At 66.0% G+C, this 15,088-nt stretch carries 16 protein-coding genes; all 16 read left to right on the top strand.

Features of this window, described 5'->3' with window-relative positions; translation table 11 throughout:
• Nucleotides 1-15: 15 nt before the first annotated feature.
• Entirely contained in the window at nucleotides 16-1,719 is a 1,704-nt protein-coding gene (locus O9271_RS06385) for a GAF domain-containing sensor histidine kinase (protein WP_298267326.1), read from the top strand.
• Nucleotides 1,716-2,372, top strand: coding sequence for a response regulator transcription factor (locus O9271_RS06390; protein ID WP_298267328.1), 657 nt, complete (start codon nucleotides 1,716-1,718; stop codon nucleotides 2,370-2,372). Before O9271_RS06385 ends, O9271_RS06390 begins: the two co-directional genes overlap by 4 nt.
• 153 nt (nucleotides 2,373-2,525) lie before the next feature.
• Entirely contained in the window at nucleotides 2,526-3,497 is a 972-nt protein-coding gene (locus tag O9271_RS06395; RefSeq protein ID WP_298267330.1) for a hydrogenase, read from the top strand.
• 51 nt (nucleotides 3,498-3,548) lie between these two features.
• On the top strand, nucleotides 3,549-5,159 hold the full coding sequence (locus tag O9271_RS06400; RefSeq protein ID WP_343213877.1) for a nickel-dependent hydrogenase large subunit: 1,611 nt from the start codon (nucleotides 3,549-3,551) through the stop codon (nucleotides 5,157-5,159).
• The gene (locus O9271_RS06405; RefSeq protein ID WP_298267334.1) at nucleotides 5,156-5,701 is read left to right on the top strand and encodes a hydrogenase maturation protease; all 546 of its coding nucleotides are present in this window, start codon (nucleotides 5,156-5,158) and stop codon (nucleotides 5,699-5,701) included. Before O9271_RS06400 ends, O9271_RS06405 begins: the two co-directional genes overlap by 4 nt.
• On the top strand, nucleotides 5,688-5,990 hold the full coding sequence (locus tag O9271_RS06410) for a hydrogenase maturation protease (RefSeq protein ID WP_298267336.1): 303 nt from the start codon (nucleotides 5,688-5,690) through the stop codon (nucleotides 5,988-5,990). Before O9271_RS06405 ends, O9271_RS06410 begins: the two co-directional genes overlap by 14 nt.
• A 222-nt stretch (nucleotides 5,991-6,212) precedes the next feature.
• Complete coding sequence (locus tag O9271_RS06415) at nucleotides 6,213-7,475, top strand: hypothetical protein (RefSeq protein ID WP_298267339.1); 1,263 nt, start codon at nucleotides 6,213-6,215, stop codon at nucleotides 7,473-7,475.
• Nucleotides 7,475-7,852: a hypothetical protein gene (locus tag O9271_RS06420; protein ID WP_298267342.1), complete on the top strand. Its 378-nt coding sequence runs from the start codon at nucleotides 7,475-7,477 to the stop codon at nucleotides 7,850-7,852. Before O9271_RS06415 ends, O9271_RS06420 begins: the two co-directional genes overlap by 1 nt.
• Before the next feature lie 35 nt (nucleotides 7,853-7,887).
• Complete coding sequence (locus tag O9271_RS06425; protein WP_298267344.1) at nucleotides 7,888-8,736, top strand: NifU family protein; 849 nt, start codon at nucleotides 7,888-7,890, stop codon at nucleotides 8,734-8,736.
• The gene (locus tag O9271_RS06430; protein ID WP_298267347.1) at nucleotides 8,733-9,851 is read left to right on the top strand and encodes a hypothetical protein; all 1,119 of its coding nucleotides are present in this window, start codon (nucleotides 8,733-8,735) and stop codon (nucleotides 9,849-9,851) included. The genes O9271_RS06425 and O9271_RS06430 overlap by 4 nt, the downstream gene beginning before the upstream one ends.
• 2 nt (nucleotides 9,852-9,853) lie before the next feature.
• Nucleotides 9,854-10,156 carry a HypC/HybG/HupF family hydrogenase formation chaperone gene (locus O9271_RS06435; protein WP_298267349.1) on the top strand — a complete coding sequence of 101 codons (303 nt, stop codon included), beginning with the start codon at nucleotides 9,854-9,856 and terminating at the stop codon, nucleotides 10,154-10,156.
• The gene (gene hypD, locus O9271_RS06440; RefSeq protein WP_298267352.1) at nucleotides 10,153-11,268 is read left to right on the top strand and encodes a hydrogenase formation protein HypD; all 1,116 of its coding nucleotides are present in this window, start codon (nucleotides 10,153-10,155) and stop codon (nucleotides 11,266-11,268) included. The genes O9271_RS06435 and hypD overlap by 4 nt, the downstream gene beginning before the upstream one ends.
• Nucleotides 11,225-12,316, top strand: coding sequence for a hydrogenase expression/formation protein HypE (hypE, locus tag O9271_RS06445; RefSeq protein ID WP_343213874.1), 1,092 nt, complete (start codon nucleotides 11,225-11,227; stop codon nucleotides 12,314-12,316). Before hypD ends, hypE begins: the two co-directional genes overlap by 44 nt.
• Before the next feature lie 132 nt (nucleotides 12,317-12,448).
• Complete coding sequence (locus O9271_RS06450) at nucleotides 12,449-13,369, top strand: carbon-nitrogen hydrolase (protein ID WP_298267357.1); 921 nt, start codon at nucleotides 12,449-12,451, stop codon at nucleotides 13,367-13,369.
• Complete coding sequence (locus O9271_RS06455) at nucleotides 13,370-14,428, top strand: agmatine deiminase family protein (protein ID WP_298267359.1); 1,059 nt, start codon at nucleotides 13,370-13,372, stop codon at nucleotides 14,426-14,428. It begins immediately after the preceding gene.
• On the top strand, nucleotides 14,425-15,030 hold the full coding sequence (locus tag O9271_RS06460) for a hypothetical protein (RefSeq protein WP_298267362.1): 606 nt from the start codon (nucleotides 14,425-14,427) through the stop codon (nucleotides 15,028-15,030). The genes O9271_RS06455 and O9271_RS06460 overlap by 4 nt, the downstream gene beginning before the upstream one ends.
• The last annotated feature ends 58 nt before the right edge of the window (nucleotides 15,031-15,088 follow it).

The raw sequence follows: 15,088 nt of genomic DNA on the forward strand, positions 1-15,088 counted from the left end.
GTACGGTCGGCAGAGGTGACGCAGCCTCCGCTGCCGTCAGCGGTACCCGCTGGGACAGCGACGGCCGCCGCCGTCACCGAGGCCTTGTACGAGTGCGCGCGTGCATCCGTCAGCGAGCCCGATGTCCTGGCGCTGGCCCGGGCGTTGGCGGCCGCCCTGGTTCGGACGTTTCGTGCGGATGACGTCATCGTCGCCGCAGTCGTGGACAGCACCCTCTCCAGCAAAGCGCGCATCCGGCGCAAGATGCTGGTGTCGGGTCCTTCCCTGACTCGTGAGGAACGGACCTTCATCGACTGGCTGCTGCGACACCGGCAACCCTTCGCGGCGCATGCCGACAGCCCCCGAGTGGCGCGTGCACCGGCGTCACCCTGGCCCGACGTCATCGCCGTTCCGGCGCTGCACCACCAAGGGCACCCCGTCGCGCTCCTGCTGGTGGCGGCGCGATGCGGACACGGGAGGTTCGGGACGCCCGACCTGCGCGTGCTCGAGACGATTGCGCAGCAGGCAGCCGTCGCGTTCGATCGGGCGCAACTGCTGGCGCAGCTTGAGAACTGGGCGCGCGGCCTCGAAGCGCTCTTCAAGTTCAGCGCGGCCGTGAGCAGCGAACGCGATCCGGTCAGCCTGGTGCGCGATATGGCGGAGCATGCGGCGCGTTTGCTCAAGGCCGACGGGGGCCATGGCGGACTCGTCGTCCCAGGGGACGGTCCCGAAGAGAACGTCATGGAGTCGTTGGCATACTGGTGCGACGGCATGTGGCTGGAGCGGCGGCGCCGTTGGCCCCGGAACGTCGGTATCCCGGGGGTGGTGCTGGAAACCGAGTTTCCGTACCTCTCTGCCGACTACGCGCAGGATCCCGCGCGCGAGCCGCCCGACGACCTCGGGGAGATCATGTACGCGATTGCCGTGCCGATCAGGACCGGCGCGGACGTGGTGTTGGGATTCTTCGAGTTGCACCGTCGGGACAGCAACGGCCCCTTCAACTGGCAAGATGCGGCCTTCCTGGAGTCGGTGGCCAACATGGCGGCGGTTGCCATTGAGAATGCCCGCCTGGGGGCTGCGCTGGCGCACAAGACGCAGGAAATGCGCGCGCTCTCTGCCCGTCACGTAATGCGGCTCGAGGAGGAGCGGCAGCACATTGCCCGCGAGCTGCACGATGAGGCCGGTCAGGCACTGGTCGGGGTCAAGCTCTCGCTGCAGGCGATGGGACGGCTGATGCCGACCGAAGTGCCGGCGCTGCGCGAGCAGCTCGCGCACCTCCGGACGCAAGTGAATAACGCCGCCACCCGCCTCAAGGTCCTGGCCCGCCGCCTTCGCCCGCCGACGCTCGATCGGCTCGGTCTCGACATGGCGCTGCAGCAGCTGGCCCACGAGAGCGGTGAGCATTTCGGATTCGAGATCCACCTGCTGATGCAGCCACTCGACGAACGCCTGCCCACCGAGCTGGAAACCGCGCTCTTTCGCGTGACGCAGGAAGCGCTGACGAACGTGGCAGCCCACGCCGAGGCGACGCGTGTCGAGATCCGCGTGGCCATCAGCGACCGCAACACGCTCGAGCTGTGCGTTGCGGACAACGGCGTGGGGTTCGACCCGAGCGAACGATCGTCCGGTCTCGGGTTGCTGGGCATGCGCGAGCGCATCACGATGCTGGGGGGCCAGTTTGCCGTCACCTCCGCTCCCGGCGAAGGCACCACCATTCGGGTCACGGCACCTATCGTATGACACTGGAACGGCCTACGGTCCTGCTGGTCGATGACCACGCCCTGGTGCGCCGCGGCCTCGCACTCCTCTTGGCCAGCGATGGACGGTATCGGGTGATCGCGGAAGCGAGCAACGGCGCGATGGCGCTGGACCTCATCGCCCGGCACCGGCCGACGTTGGTCCTCCTCGACCTGTCGATGCCCAAGCTGGATGGCCTTGGGGCGTTGCGCCAACTCCGCAAGATGCCGCGTCGACCGCGTATCCTGGTGCTGTCGATGTACGACGATGACCAGTTTGTCGCCCAGGCCATGAGCGATGGTGCCGACGGCTACTTGCTGAAAGATGCGATGGACGACGAGCTCTTCGAGGCGATGAACGCGGTGCTGGCGGGGCAGCGGTATCTGGCGTCCGGCATCAACCAGAGACGCCTGGAAAACGTCTCGGTGCAATCCAGCGACCTCACCGCGCGCGAGCGTGAAGTGCTGCAACTGATTGCCAATGGGCAGACGACCTCCCAGGCAGCGGAACAGCTCGCCATCTCCCCGCACACGGCCACGCGGCACCGCGCGAACCTGATGCGGAAGCTGGGGGTGCACAATCAGGCCGAGCTGGTGCGGACGGCGGTCCAGCGCGGGCTGATCGTCTTTGGGCGCACCAGCAGCGGACGGGAGTGAAGCCCGGCTGTCCGGGGTCCGGGGCTGGCCACGGTGACATGCCGCCGGAGCTCACCCGACTAGCCAGAACATGCTATTGCTGGCCTTTGTGCACGGGCCGATTGTGCTGCAATCAACGGATGGCTCAACCTCGAAGGTTCTGGAGAGGACGCAATGGCGACCGTGTTGTGGCTGCAGGGCGGTGCGTGTTCGGGTAACACGATGTCGTTTCTGAATGCTGAGGAACCGACCGCGGTCGACCTCGTGACGGACTTTGGAGTCGACCTACTGTGGCACCCGTCGATCGGGATGGAAATGGGCGAGAACGCCCAGCGCCTCTTCCATGACCTGGCCTCGGGCAAGAAGCAGCTCGACATCTTCGTCTTCGAGGGAACCGTCATCCTCGGCCCCAACGGAACGGGGCGGTTCAACATGTTCGCTGACCGCCCGATGAAGGACTGGGTGGCCGAGCTGTCGGCGCAGGCTGGCGCCGTCGTGGCCATTGGCGACTGTGCCTGCTGGGGCGGTATCCCCGCCACGGAACCGAACCCGGTGGACAACGTCGGCCTGCAATACCTGAAGCGAAAGCAGGGCGGATTCCTCGGCGCCGACTTCGTGTCGAAGTGGGGGCTCCCGGTCATCAACATTCCCGGCTGTCCGGCGCATCCGGACTGGATCACGCAGATCCTCGTGGCGATCGCGGCCGGCCGTGCCGGCGACATTGCGCTCGACGAACTGCAGCGCCCGCAGACGTTCTTCAAGACCTTCACGCAGACCGGCTGCACGCGGGTGCAGTACTTCGAGTACAAGCAGAGTACCGTGGAGTTCGGTCAGGGCACGCGTCAGGGGTGCCTCTTCTACGAAATGGGCTGCCGCGGCCCAATGACGCGCTCTCCATGCAACCGCATCCTCTGGAACCGACAGAGCTCCAAGACGCGCGCCGGCATGCCCTGCACCGGCTGCACCGAACCCGAGTTCCCGTTCCACGAGCTCAAGCCCGGCACCGTGTTCAAGACGCAGAAGATCAGTGGCACGATCCCGAAGGAAGTACCGACCGGCTCCGACCACGTGTCCTACATGGCACATGCCGCTGCCGCGCGCGTCGCAGCGCCGAAGTGGTCGAAAGAAGACATGTTCGTGGTCTGACCCCTCTATTCCCACCGGAGTTCAATCACAGTGGCAACGTCAACACTGCCCATGCCGGACAAGATGCGCATCAGCCCGCTCGGACGCGTCGAGGGTGACCTCGACCTGCGCGTCACGCTGCGAGATGGTGTTGTCACGGATGCGTGGACGGAAGCATCGATGTTTCGCGGGTTCGAAATCATTCTTCGCGGCAAGGACCCGCAGGCCGGCCTGATCGTCACACCACGCATCTGCGGCATCTGCGGCGGTTCGCACCTGTACAAGGCGTGTTATGCCCTCGACACCGCGTGGCGCACGCACGTGCCGCGCAACGCAACGCTCATCCGCAACATCGCGCAGGCCTGCGAGACACTGCTGAGTATCCCGCGCTGGTTTTACGCCCTGTTCGCGATCGACCTCACCAACAAGAATTACGCCCACCTGCCGGAATACGACGAAGTGGTGCGCCGCTTCGCCCCGTTTGTCGGCACCAGCTATGAGCCCGGCGTCACGCTCTCAGGCAAACCAGTCGAGATCTACGCCCTGTTCGGTGGACAGTGGCCACACTCGAGCTTCATGATCCCCGGTGGCGTCATGTGCGCCCCGACGCTCTCTGATGTCACCCGCGCGATCGCGATCCTCGACTACTGGAAGCGCGAATGGCTGGAGAAGCAGTGGCTTGGGTGCTCGGTCGAGCGCTGGATGGAGATAAAGAGCTGGAACGACCTGTTGGTGTGGGCCGACGAGAACGACAGCCAACGGAATTCCGACTGCGGCCTGTTCCTGCGCTTCGCCTTGCGGGCGGGCCTCGACAAGTTTGGCCAGGGATGCGGCTCGTTCATCGCCACCGGTACCTACTTCAAGCCGGAACTGTACGAAAACCCGACCGTCGATGGCCGGAACGCGGCGCTGATCAGCCGCTCCGGCATCTACGATGGCAGCAAGAAGGCGTTCCATGACTTCGACCACCTTAACGTACGCGAAGACATCACGAACTCCTTCTACCGTGGCCAGAGCCTGCTGCACCCGTGGCAAGGCGAGACCGATCCCATCGATCCACTCGATGGCCACAAGCAGGGCAAGTACTCGTGGGCCAAATCGCCGCGCTACAATGTGCCGAATGTGGGGACCATGCCACTCGAGGCCGGCCCGCTCTCGCGCCAGATCATCGCCGGCCGCGCCGCTGACGCCAGCCATCAGGACTACGATCCGTTCATCCTCGACGCGGTCAACACCATCGGTCCGAACGTGCTGACCCGTGTCATGGCCCGCATGCACGAAGCGCCCAAGTACGCCGTCTGGGTGCGTCAGTGGCTCGATCAGCTCGACCTGCACGACAAGTTCTATACCAAGCCCATTGAGCACACCGAAGGGCGCGGTTTTGGTGCCACGGAAGCGGCCCGCGGCTCGCTGTCAGACTGGATCGTGATCAGCAATGGTCGCATCGAGAACTATCAGGTGATCACACCGACCGCGTGGAACATCGGCCCGCGCGATGGCACCGGCATCAACGGACCCATGGAGCAAGCGTTCATCGGTGCGGAAATCAAGGATCCCACCGATCCGGTCGAGATGGGCATCGTGGCCCGCTCGTTCGATTCGTGCCTGGTGTGCACGGTACACGCCTACGACGAAAAGACCGGCAAGGAACTGTCGAGCTTCCGTATCGGCGAGATGGGATGACTCCGGAGGTGCGTGCGCCATCCGTTTCGGCGGTACATCACGAGGCGTCGGGCCCGGTGAAGGATGCCGGGCCCGTTCGCACGTTGATCATCGGATGTGGAAACATCCTGCGCGGCGACGATGCCGTTGGGCCGGTGTTCATTCGTTCCCTGTGGGAACGCGGCGTGCCCGCTGGCGTGCGCTGCGCCGATGGCGGCACGGGTGGCATGGATGTCGCCTTTCAGATGCGAGGTGTGCCGCACGTCATCCTGGTGGACGCCTGTCGTAGCGGCTCGGAACCCGGCGCACTGTTCAAACTGCCTGGCAGCGAGGTGGAGCATCTCCCACCGCTGGCCGGCATCAACCTGCATGCCTTTCGTTGGGACCACGCGCTGGCCTTTGCGCGCTGGCTGCTGAAAGAAGAGTACCCGAAGACCATCACGGTGTACCTGATCGAGGGACAGCACTTCACCGTGGGGGAGGCGCTGTCGCCGGCCGTCGAGGCGTCCATGCACCGTCTGGCGGACCTGCTGCTGGCGGAGTTGCACGATGCAGCGGCGTGACGTCGAATTCACGGACCACGGCTACCTCGTCCTGCGCGCCGAGGTGGCGCAGGAGTTCTTCCCGTTCAACGTGCTGGTCGCGCTGCGACGCGGACCGGAACTGTGGTTGCTGCCCACCCGCGGGGCCGCAGCCGGTGGGCTGATCCTGAAGCAGCGCAACCTGCGTGGCGACCGGAGCGTGCTTGTTCGCGAGACGCTCGACGACGTGATCCCACACGGCACCCGGCCGGCCTTCTGGGACGACGCCAACGGGGCGTTGCGCGTGGCCCTGGTCGAGCCTGATGCCTGAGCCTCTCCGCTCATCCGAGGCCATCGACTGTCGTGCGATTATCACCGAGGAACAGGGACGTTTTGTGCTGACCCTCGAGATTCTGATGGTGCCAGACCGGCCGGACTACATCGTACGTCATCGAATTGCCGACTACCCCACGCGTCAGCGCGCCGAGGTAGCCGCGAAGTGGACGGTAAATGCCGCCAACCGAAATCTCCCGCACCCTCCTCTGGGGTTCTGATGTCTGTGTCTCTCTCGCATCCGCAGCCGCTCGGCATCTTTCCATACCCGGCGGGCCTGCTACTGCTTCCCGACTGCACCGAGCCCACGGCTGACGCGGCGCGCGCCGCCCTCATGCGCGGCGCCGTACCGGACGTCATGCCCACCGCCTGGCACTTCATGGGCGATGCGCTGGAGGGGCAGATCGACGCAGCGCTGGCGGCGCTGCGTGACGACCCGTCGCCACTGGCCGGCTACAACCGCTTCGTGCTCGGTGGCGATGAGGCGGGCTGCCGGCGCGCACTGAACAGTGGCGATGCCGTGCTGCAGGCCATGACGGCCACCGCGATGTTCGTGCAGGGCGCGGTCGACGAGCTGCCCAGTGACACTCTCGTTCACGGCGAACTCCGCGCCAATGTGCTGATGGCTCGTGCGGCGGCCAGTATCGACGCCGGGCACGAGGCCGACGCGGCGGCGCGGCTCGCCGAGGGCATCGCCGCCTGCCAACACAGCTCCCCCGTACTGGCCGCCCAGCTTACCGCTCAGCTCGCGCAACTCCAGCCCAACCTTCCCGAAGCCTCGGTGCAGCGCACGGTGTCGCTCTGGCGCAGCGCCATCGCGCTCGCGGGTGATACACCGTTACCGCATCTGCGCGGCGACCTGCGTATCGGGCTCGCCATCACGTTGCACGAAGCCTCGGGCGAGCGCCGCGACATGCTCGTCGAGGCCGTCAAGACGTACCAGGATGCTCTGCACCATGGCATCACGCTGGAGGACACGCCGGAGACGTACGCGCTGGCCCAGAACAATATCGGGCTTGCCTATCTCAGCATGCCGATGACCGACGCAGGCGACAAACTGCGACACGCGGTGGCGGTGCAGAGCTTCCGCGAGGCGCTCAAGGTGTACACGCCAGAGACACATCTCGAAGCGTGGGCCAGCACGATGCTCAACATGGCCAACGCGCTGCAGTACCTGCCCTCGGCACGCCCGGAAGAACACCTGATCCAGGCCGTCGAGACCTACGAACAGCTGCTCGAGGTCCGCAATAGGGCCATGGACCCGCTCGGCTACGCCCGCCTCCTCGCCAACCAGGCCAACGCGCTCGCACACCTCGGGATGTTTCAGCCCGCCACCGAAAAATTCACCGAAGCGCACAAGCTGCTCCATTGGCATGGCGAAGCCGAGCTGGCCGCGTCCATTCTCGAGCAGCTCGAGCGGATCAATGCCCAACTGTCCACCGTGGCTTCCGGCAGCGACGCGACCACCGGAGGCGGCGCCTGATGGATATCCACGCACGGCAGCAGTTCGATTTCTTCTTCAATGCGGCCATCGAACGGTTTGTCGACCGCGTCGAGCAGCGCTGCGGGGGCCCCGTGCCGGCGCTCGAAAGGCTGCGCACCGACCCCAATGGCGCGGGCGTTTGGCTTGAGGAGTTCACGGCCGCGCTATTCCGCGACTTTCTGCTCGACAACGTCGCCGGGTCAGCGTTCATCCTGCAGGCGCTGGCACGGCGGCCCAACACCGCCACACTCATGCCGGACATGACCGTCGAGCAGGCCATGAGCGCCATGGCTCGGAGTGCCTTCGCGGCAGTGCTGCGCATCAAGACCGACGAGCAGTTGGAGCAGCGCCTCGCGTTTCAGGTGGTGGACGAATGAGTCAGGCCACCGCGATCCCACCAGCGAGCTCCCCCGTGACGGCAGACTCCGAACTCGCGCTGCGCGCCAAGGCGGTGGAAGCAGCGCTCACTGACGTGAAGGGGATGCCAATTGACCACCGGACGCGCGCGGTCGCACTCAAAGATGCCGTCGAGGCCTTCCACAAGGCTGGGCTCACCCAAATCGTGCGCACCCTGAAGGCCGATCCGCGCGGAATGGAACTGCTGCTCGAACTGGTGGACGACCCGAATGTCTACGCCCTCTTTGCCATGCACGGCATCGTGAAGGCCGACTTGCGCACCCGTGTCGCCAACGTCGTGGAGACGGTCCGGCCGTACACGCAGTCGCACGGCGGTGACGTGGAGCTGGTCGACGTGAAGGACGGCACCGTATACGTGAAGATGGCCGGTGCCTGCAACGGCTGCAGCATGAGCGCGGTGACCCTGCGCAATGGCGTCGAAGAGGCCCTCCGGGAGCAGTGCCCGGAAATCACCGCCATCGAAGTCGTCCCTAACGAGCCAACGGCCGCCGTGATCCCGCTGGTGGCACTCCAGCGCGGCGGCGCCAACGCCGGCTGGCTCTCCGGACCAGCGGTGACCGACCTGACGGAAGGGAAGCCGTTCCGTATGGAGCTCACGAACGGCAAGAGTCTGGTGTTGCTGCGCTTCGAGAACCAGATCTCCGCCTTCCACAACGCGTGCGCCCATCAGGGGCTACCAATTGATGGGGGGATGGTGGACATGGAATCGCGAACCATCACCTGTCCGTGGCACGGCTTTCGTTTTGATTGCCTCTCCGGCGAATGCCTTACCGCACCGCAGGCACAACTGGAGCAGGTCCCCGTCCGCGTGGACGGTGGCCAGGTCATGGTGCGCCCGGAATGAAGCCGCTGGTGCGCCTCGGCGCCGCATCGCCATTCGGCCTGGCTCTCCCCTCGGCGCAACCGACCGCGTCGCAGATGTACGGCCCGCGCGGCGTCTGGTTCAACGACGATGTGCTCATCGTGGCCGATTCCGGTAATCATCGCGTGATGATCTGGCACGGCATTCCCGGGCACGATGGTGCCGACGCCGACGTAGTGCTCGGTCAGCCCGACTTCACCTCCGAGGGGCCGCGCGACGCGATCGACGGCGTGCACCTGCCCACCGGTGTACTCGTGGTGGGCGGCCACCTCTGTGTTGCCGATGCCTGGCATCACCGCGTGCTGGTGTGGGACGGCATCCCCACCGTCTCCGGCACGGCGCCCGCCTATGCCATTGGCCAGCACCAGCTCACCGATGCGCAGCCAAACCGCGGTGGCAGCGTCACTGCGGCCGGCCTCTATTGGCCGTACGGTATTGGCTGGCACGCCGGCGTCTTCTGGATCGCTGACACTGGCAACCGTCGGGTGCTGGGGTGGCATGGGCTACCAACCGCAGACCAGCCGGCGGACATTGTGCTCGGCCAGCCTGACTTCACCTCGAGCGATGAGAATCGTGGCGCCGACGTGAGCGCCAGCTCCTTTCGCTGGCCGCACGCCATTACCGGCATCGGTGAAACGCTGTACGTGGCGGATGCGGGCAACCACCGCGTGCTGGGGTGGAATCCGGTACCGCTGGTAGATGGGCCAGCCACTGCGGTCATTGGCCAGCCCGACTTTACCTCCAATGCAGAACTGCCACATCGCAGGCAGGGAGCACACCGCATGCGTTTCCCGTATGGACTGGCCAGCAACGGCGACCTGCTCGCGGTGGGGGATACGGCCAACAACCGCGTGCTCTTTTGGCCCGCGCCGCCTACGCAGGGCGCAGGATCGCTTGCGCAGAGCGTGATCGGGCAGGAAAACTTCGATGCAGCTGGTGAGAACCGGTGGAAGGCGGTCGCGGACGACACCCTCTGTTGGCCGTATGGACTCTGGATGCACGATGGCCGCATGGCTATCGCGGATTCCGGCAACAACCGCGTGATGCTCTGGGCCACCGCCGACATCACCGCAGACCTTCTTACGTCACAGAGCTGACCATGTGCCTCGCCGTTCCCGGAAAAATCGTGGATATCTTCGAAGCCAATGGGACCCGTATGGCGAAGCTCGACTTCGGCGGGATCCAGAAGCAGGTCTGCCTGGCGTACCTCCCCGATGCCATCGTCGGTGACTACGCCATCGTACACGTGGGCTTCGCCATCAGCCGTATCGACGAAGCCTCCGCGCAGGAAACACTGCGGCATTTCCGCGAGCTCGGCATCCTTGAGGAGGAGCTGGGGGAAGCAACGCCGGAGGAGTACGCGGCCCCCCATGGCGAGAGCTGCGACCTGGTGCTGCCGTGAAGTATCTCGCCGAGTTCCGCGACGGCGACATGGCACAGAAGCTGGCCCGGGAGATCCGGGCCATGACGACCAAGCCCTGGGCGATCATGGAAGTGTGCGGAGGCCAGACGCACAGCATCCTGCGCAACGGCATCGATCAGCTCCTCCCGCCGGAGATCGAACTCATTCACGGCCCCGGATGCCCGGTGTGCGTGACCCCGCTCGACATGATCGACAAGGCGCTGACCATCGCGGCGCTGCCAGACGTGATTTTCACCAGCTTCGGTGACATGCTGCGCGTGCCAGGCAGCGACCGCGATCTGTTCCGCGTAAAGAGTGACGGCGGGGATGTCCGCATCGTCTATTCGCCCCTTGATGCCGTGCAAATCGCGCGCGAAAACCCGGCCAAGCAGGTGGTGTTCTTTGGCATTGGCTTCGAGACCACCGCGCCGGCGAATGCGATGGCCGTACATATCGCGAAGCGCGAAGGGTTGAAGAACTTCTCCATGCTCGTCTCGCACGTGCTGGTGCCACCCGCCATCGACGCGATCATGTCGGCGCCAGGCAACCGCGTGCAGGCGTTCCTTGCGGCTGGCCATGTGTGCAGCGTGATGGGGTTCTGGCAGTATCCGCCGCTGGCCGCACGTCACCAGGTACCGATCGTGATTACCGGCTTCGAACCGCTGGACGTGCTGGAAGGGATTCGCCGCACCGTGCAGTGCCTCGAGAACGACGAAGCGCGGGTGGACAATGCCTATGCACGCGTGGTCACCTTCGACGGCAACGCGCCCGCTCAGGCGCTGCTCGAAGAGGTGTTTGCGGTCACCGACCGTGCCTGGCGCGGCATTGGTGTCATTCCGGCCAGCGGTTGGCGCCTCAGCGACGCGTATGCGGACTACGACGCCGAGCACCGGTTCAATGTCGGTGCCATTCGCACGACGGAAAGCTCGCTCTGTCGCGCTGGGGAGGTGCTGCAGGGCGCGATCAAGCCGAGTCAGTGCGAGGCGTTTGGCAAGCAGTGTACGCCGCGTGCACCGCTTGGCGCCACGATGGTGTCCAGTGAGGGGGCCTGCGCCGCGTACTTCAATTATGGTCGCTTCCACACCCTCGAACGGGCCACGTCCATTGCCTGAAGCGATTGGCACCACCTGGACGTGTCCGCTGCCGCTGCGTGATTATCCTACCATCGTGATCGGGCACGGCGGCGGCGGGCAGTTGGGCAACGAGCTCGTCGAGCACCTGTTCAGGCCGGCGTTCAGCAACGACGTGCTGGATCGCATGGCCGATTCGGCGGTGCTTACACTGCCGCCGGGCCGCCTTGCGTATTCCACGGACAGTTTCGTGGTGCGTCCGCTCGAATTTCCGGGTGGCAGCATTGGCGCGCTGGCTGTGAACGGCACTGTGAACGACCTCGCGATGAGTGGTGCCACGCCGCTGTATCTGAGTGTGGGCTTCATTTTGGAAGAAGGGCTGCCCATGGCGACCCTTGGCCGCATCGTGAGTGACATGGCGCAGGCCGCGAAGGACGCTGGCATACGCATCGTCACCGGAGACACCAAGGTCGTGGAACGCGGCCATGGAGACGGCTGCTACATCAACACGTCGGGTATCGGCGTGATCGCCGACCACGTGCGCATTGCGCCGCAACGTGCGCAGGTGGGTGACCGGGTGATCGTCAGCGGCACCATTGGCGATCACGGCATGGCCATCATGAGCGTGCGCCAAGGACTCGAGTTCGACACCACCATCGTGAGCGACTGTGCGCCGCTGAACGGTCTGGTGGAGTCCATGCTGAGCGTGACGACCGACATCCACGTGCTCCGCGACCCCACGCGCGGCGGGGTGGCGTCATCGCTGAACGAAATTGCGAGTGCTGCCGGGGTGGGTATCGTCATCCGCGAAGCGGCGTTGCCGGTGCTGCCGCAGGTCGCCTCGGCGTGCGAGATCCTGGGCATGGACCCCATCTTCGTTGCCAATGAAGGGAAGCTGCTGGCCATTGTTCCGCCAGAGCACGCGGAGGCTGTGCTGGCCGCTATGCGGGCGCATCCACGGGGCGCGAACGCGGCCATTATCGGTGAGGTCACGTCCGCACATCCAGGGATGTTGGTGGCCCGAACAGCCATTGGTGCCCAGCGGGTGATCGCCATGCAGATTGGCGAGCAGCTCCCGCGGATTTGCTGACCGTCTAGCCGTGTGCGGTCCAGGCCCCGGCCCCGTCCGCAAGAAGGGGCCGAGGTGCGGACGCGAGGACAGGTGGTCGCCGCTGGCGTGCCGTGGGTCTCGCGGCGCTCCGATTTGACTAAGTTTCGGGGTATGCCCCCCATCGTTACTATCGGTCTCGTGCAGGACACCGCATCCGATGATCTCACGGCAAACGTCACCCGGGCCGTGGCGCGCGTGCGCGACGCGGCCGCCCGCGGCGCCCAGATCATCTGCCTGCAGGAGCTCTTCAACGCCCCCTACTTCTGCAAGTCGGTCACGCCGGAGCGCTTCGACATCGCCCAGCCCGCCGACGGCCCCATCGTGCACACCTTCCAGGCACTCGCGAAGGCGCTCGCGGTCGTCATCGTGGTGCCGTACTACGAGCGGGAGGCGCCGGGGCTCTACCGCAACTCCGCCACGGTCATTGATGCCGACGGCAGCGTGCTGGGCACGTACCGCAAGATGCACATCCCGCACGACCCGCTCTTCGAGGAGAAGTACTACTTCGCCCCGGGCGACGTGACGGGCGACCAGCGTGCCGACCGCCACCCGGGGTACAATGGCTTCCGTGTGTGGCGTACCCGGTACGCCGACATTGGCGTGCTCATCTGCTGGGATCAGTGGTACCCCGAGGCCGCGCGCATCACCGCGCTGCTGGGCGCGCAGATCCTGTTCTACCCCACGGCCATCGGCTGGCACCCGGCCGAAAAGGCCACGTTCGGTGACGCGCAGGTGGATGCGTGGCGTACGGCGCAGCGTGCCCATGCCATTGCCAACGGCGTCTTCGTGGCGTCACCCAACCGGGTGGGGCATGAACCTGAACCCGGCACCGACGGGCTCGAGTTCTTCGGGCAGTCGTTCATCTGCGATCCCTTTGGCCGCTACCTCGCCCAGGCGGGCACCGAGTCGGCCATCCTCACCGCGCCGTGCGACCTCGGGCTCATCGAGGAGACGCGGCGCAACTGGCCGTTCCTGCGTGACCGTCGCATCGACGCGTACGGCCCCATCCTCAATCGCTGGCTGGGGAAGTAGGTGAGCACCGCGCTGCGCATGCCCGCCGAATGGGAGCGTCACGACGCCACCTGGATTGGCTGGCCGCATCACGAGCCCGATTGGCCCGGCAAGTTCGCCCCCATTCCCTGGGTGTACACCGAAATCGTGCGGGCCCTCGGCCGGTTCGAGCGCGTGGAAATTCTTTGCCACAACGCGCAGGTGGCCGAGGAGGCGCGCGCGTGTCTCACGCTGCACGGCGTTGAGGAGGGGCAGTATCGCCTGCATCTGCAGCCCACCGATCGCGTGTGGCTGCGTGACTCGGGCGCCACCGGCGTGCACCGCGCCGACGGCAGCACCGCGCTCGTGCGCTGGGGCTTCAACGCGTGGGCCAAGTACGACAACTTCGCGCTCGACGCCGAGGTGCCGGCGCGCATGGCGGCGATCAGCGGCCTGCCGGTCATCACCGCCGTGCGCCACGACAACGGCCAGCCGCTCATCCTCGAAGGCGGCGGCATTGAGACGGACGGGGCCGGCACACTGCTCGTGACCGAGGAGTGGCTGCTCAGCGATGTGCAGGTGCGCAACCCGGGGTACACCCGCGGCGACTACGAGCGCGCCTTTCGCGAGTATCTGGGCATCACCCACACCATCTGGCTGGGCGAAGGGTGCGTGGGTGACGACACGCACGGACACATCGACGACATCGCCCGCTTCGTCGCGCCGGGTGTCGTGGTGCTCGCGCACGAGGAAGACGCGAGCGACGAGAACCACTCGCGCTCGCTCGGCAACCTGCATCGCCTGCAGCGGGCGCACGATGCAGGGGGCCGGCCGCTCGAGGTGGTCACCCTGCCCTTCCCGCGCGCCGTGATCATGGACGGCATGCGCCTCCCGGCCAGCTACGCGAACTTCTACGTAGCCAACGGCGTATGCATAGTGCCCACGTTCAACGACCGGAACGATCGGCGGGCGCTCGATATCCTTGCCGATCTCATGCCCCGGCACGAGATCGTGGGTATTCATGCGGTGGATCTGGTGTGGGGGCTGGGCACACTGCACTGCCTGTCGCAGCAGCAGCCCGCAGCACGGAGCGGATCATGAACGGTGACGACATGCGCGAACCGGAGAGCGCCGGGGCATCGAAGCCCAACGACCCGGAGTTGCCGCGGTGGGCGCGACAGACGCCCGCCGGCGACGACTTCAGCGAGGAGCGCATGGCCGCGTACTTCGGTCCCAAGTGGGAATCGTCGTACAAGCGCAAGCTCGCGCCGTTCCTGGCCGATCCCAGCTTCGTGCCCACGTGGAACTGGCCGGCGGCCATCGCCTTCCCGCCCGCCTGGTTCCTGTACCGCAAGCTGTACGTGCCCTTCACGCTCTTCTTCCTGGTGCCGGGATTCGTCTTCCGGTGGCTCACCGGGTCGGACACGCCGCAAACGGTGGTGGAGCTGTCGAAGCCGGAAAACGAGTGGCTGCAGGTGATGAGCGTGGCCGTGTTCGTGTCGTCGAGCCTCGCCGCCGGGGGGACCGCCAACTGGTTTCTCTTTCGACGTGCCCGCGCCGCCAGCCGACTGGTATCCATGCAGGGGGTCTCCAGCAGCGAAGCGCTCGACCTGATGCGGCGCATCGGCGGCGTGAACCGCACGGCCACCTCGCTCTTCGTGGTCCTCATGATCGTGGTCACCCTCATGCAGTTCGGGGGATGACGGCCCGCGGCCCCGGGGTGATCGGCCGCACGCGTGGTGCGCGAGGCGGTCGGGGTGG

Origin of the sequence: Gemmatimonas sp., assembly GCF_027531815.1 — a bacterium.
GTDB lineage: Bacteria > Gemmatimonadota > Gemmatimonadetes > Gemmatimonadales > Gemmatimonadaceae > Gemmatimonas.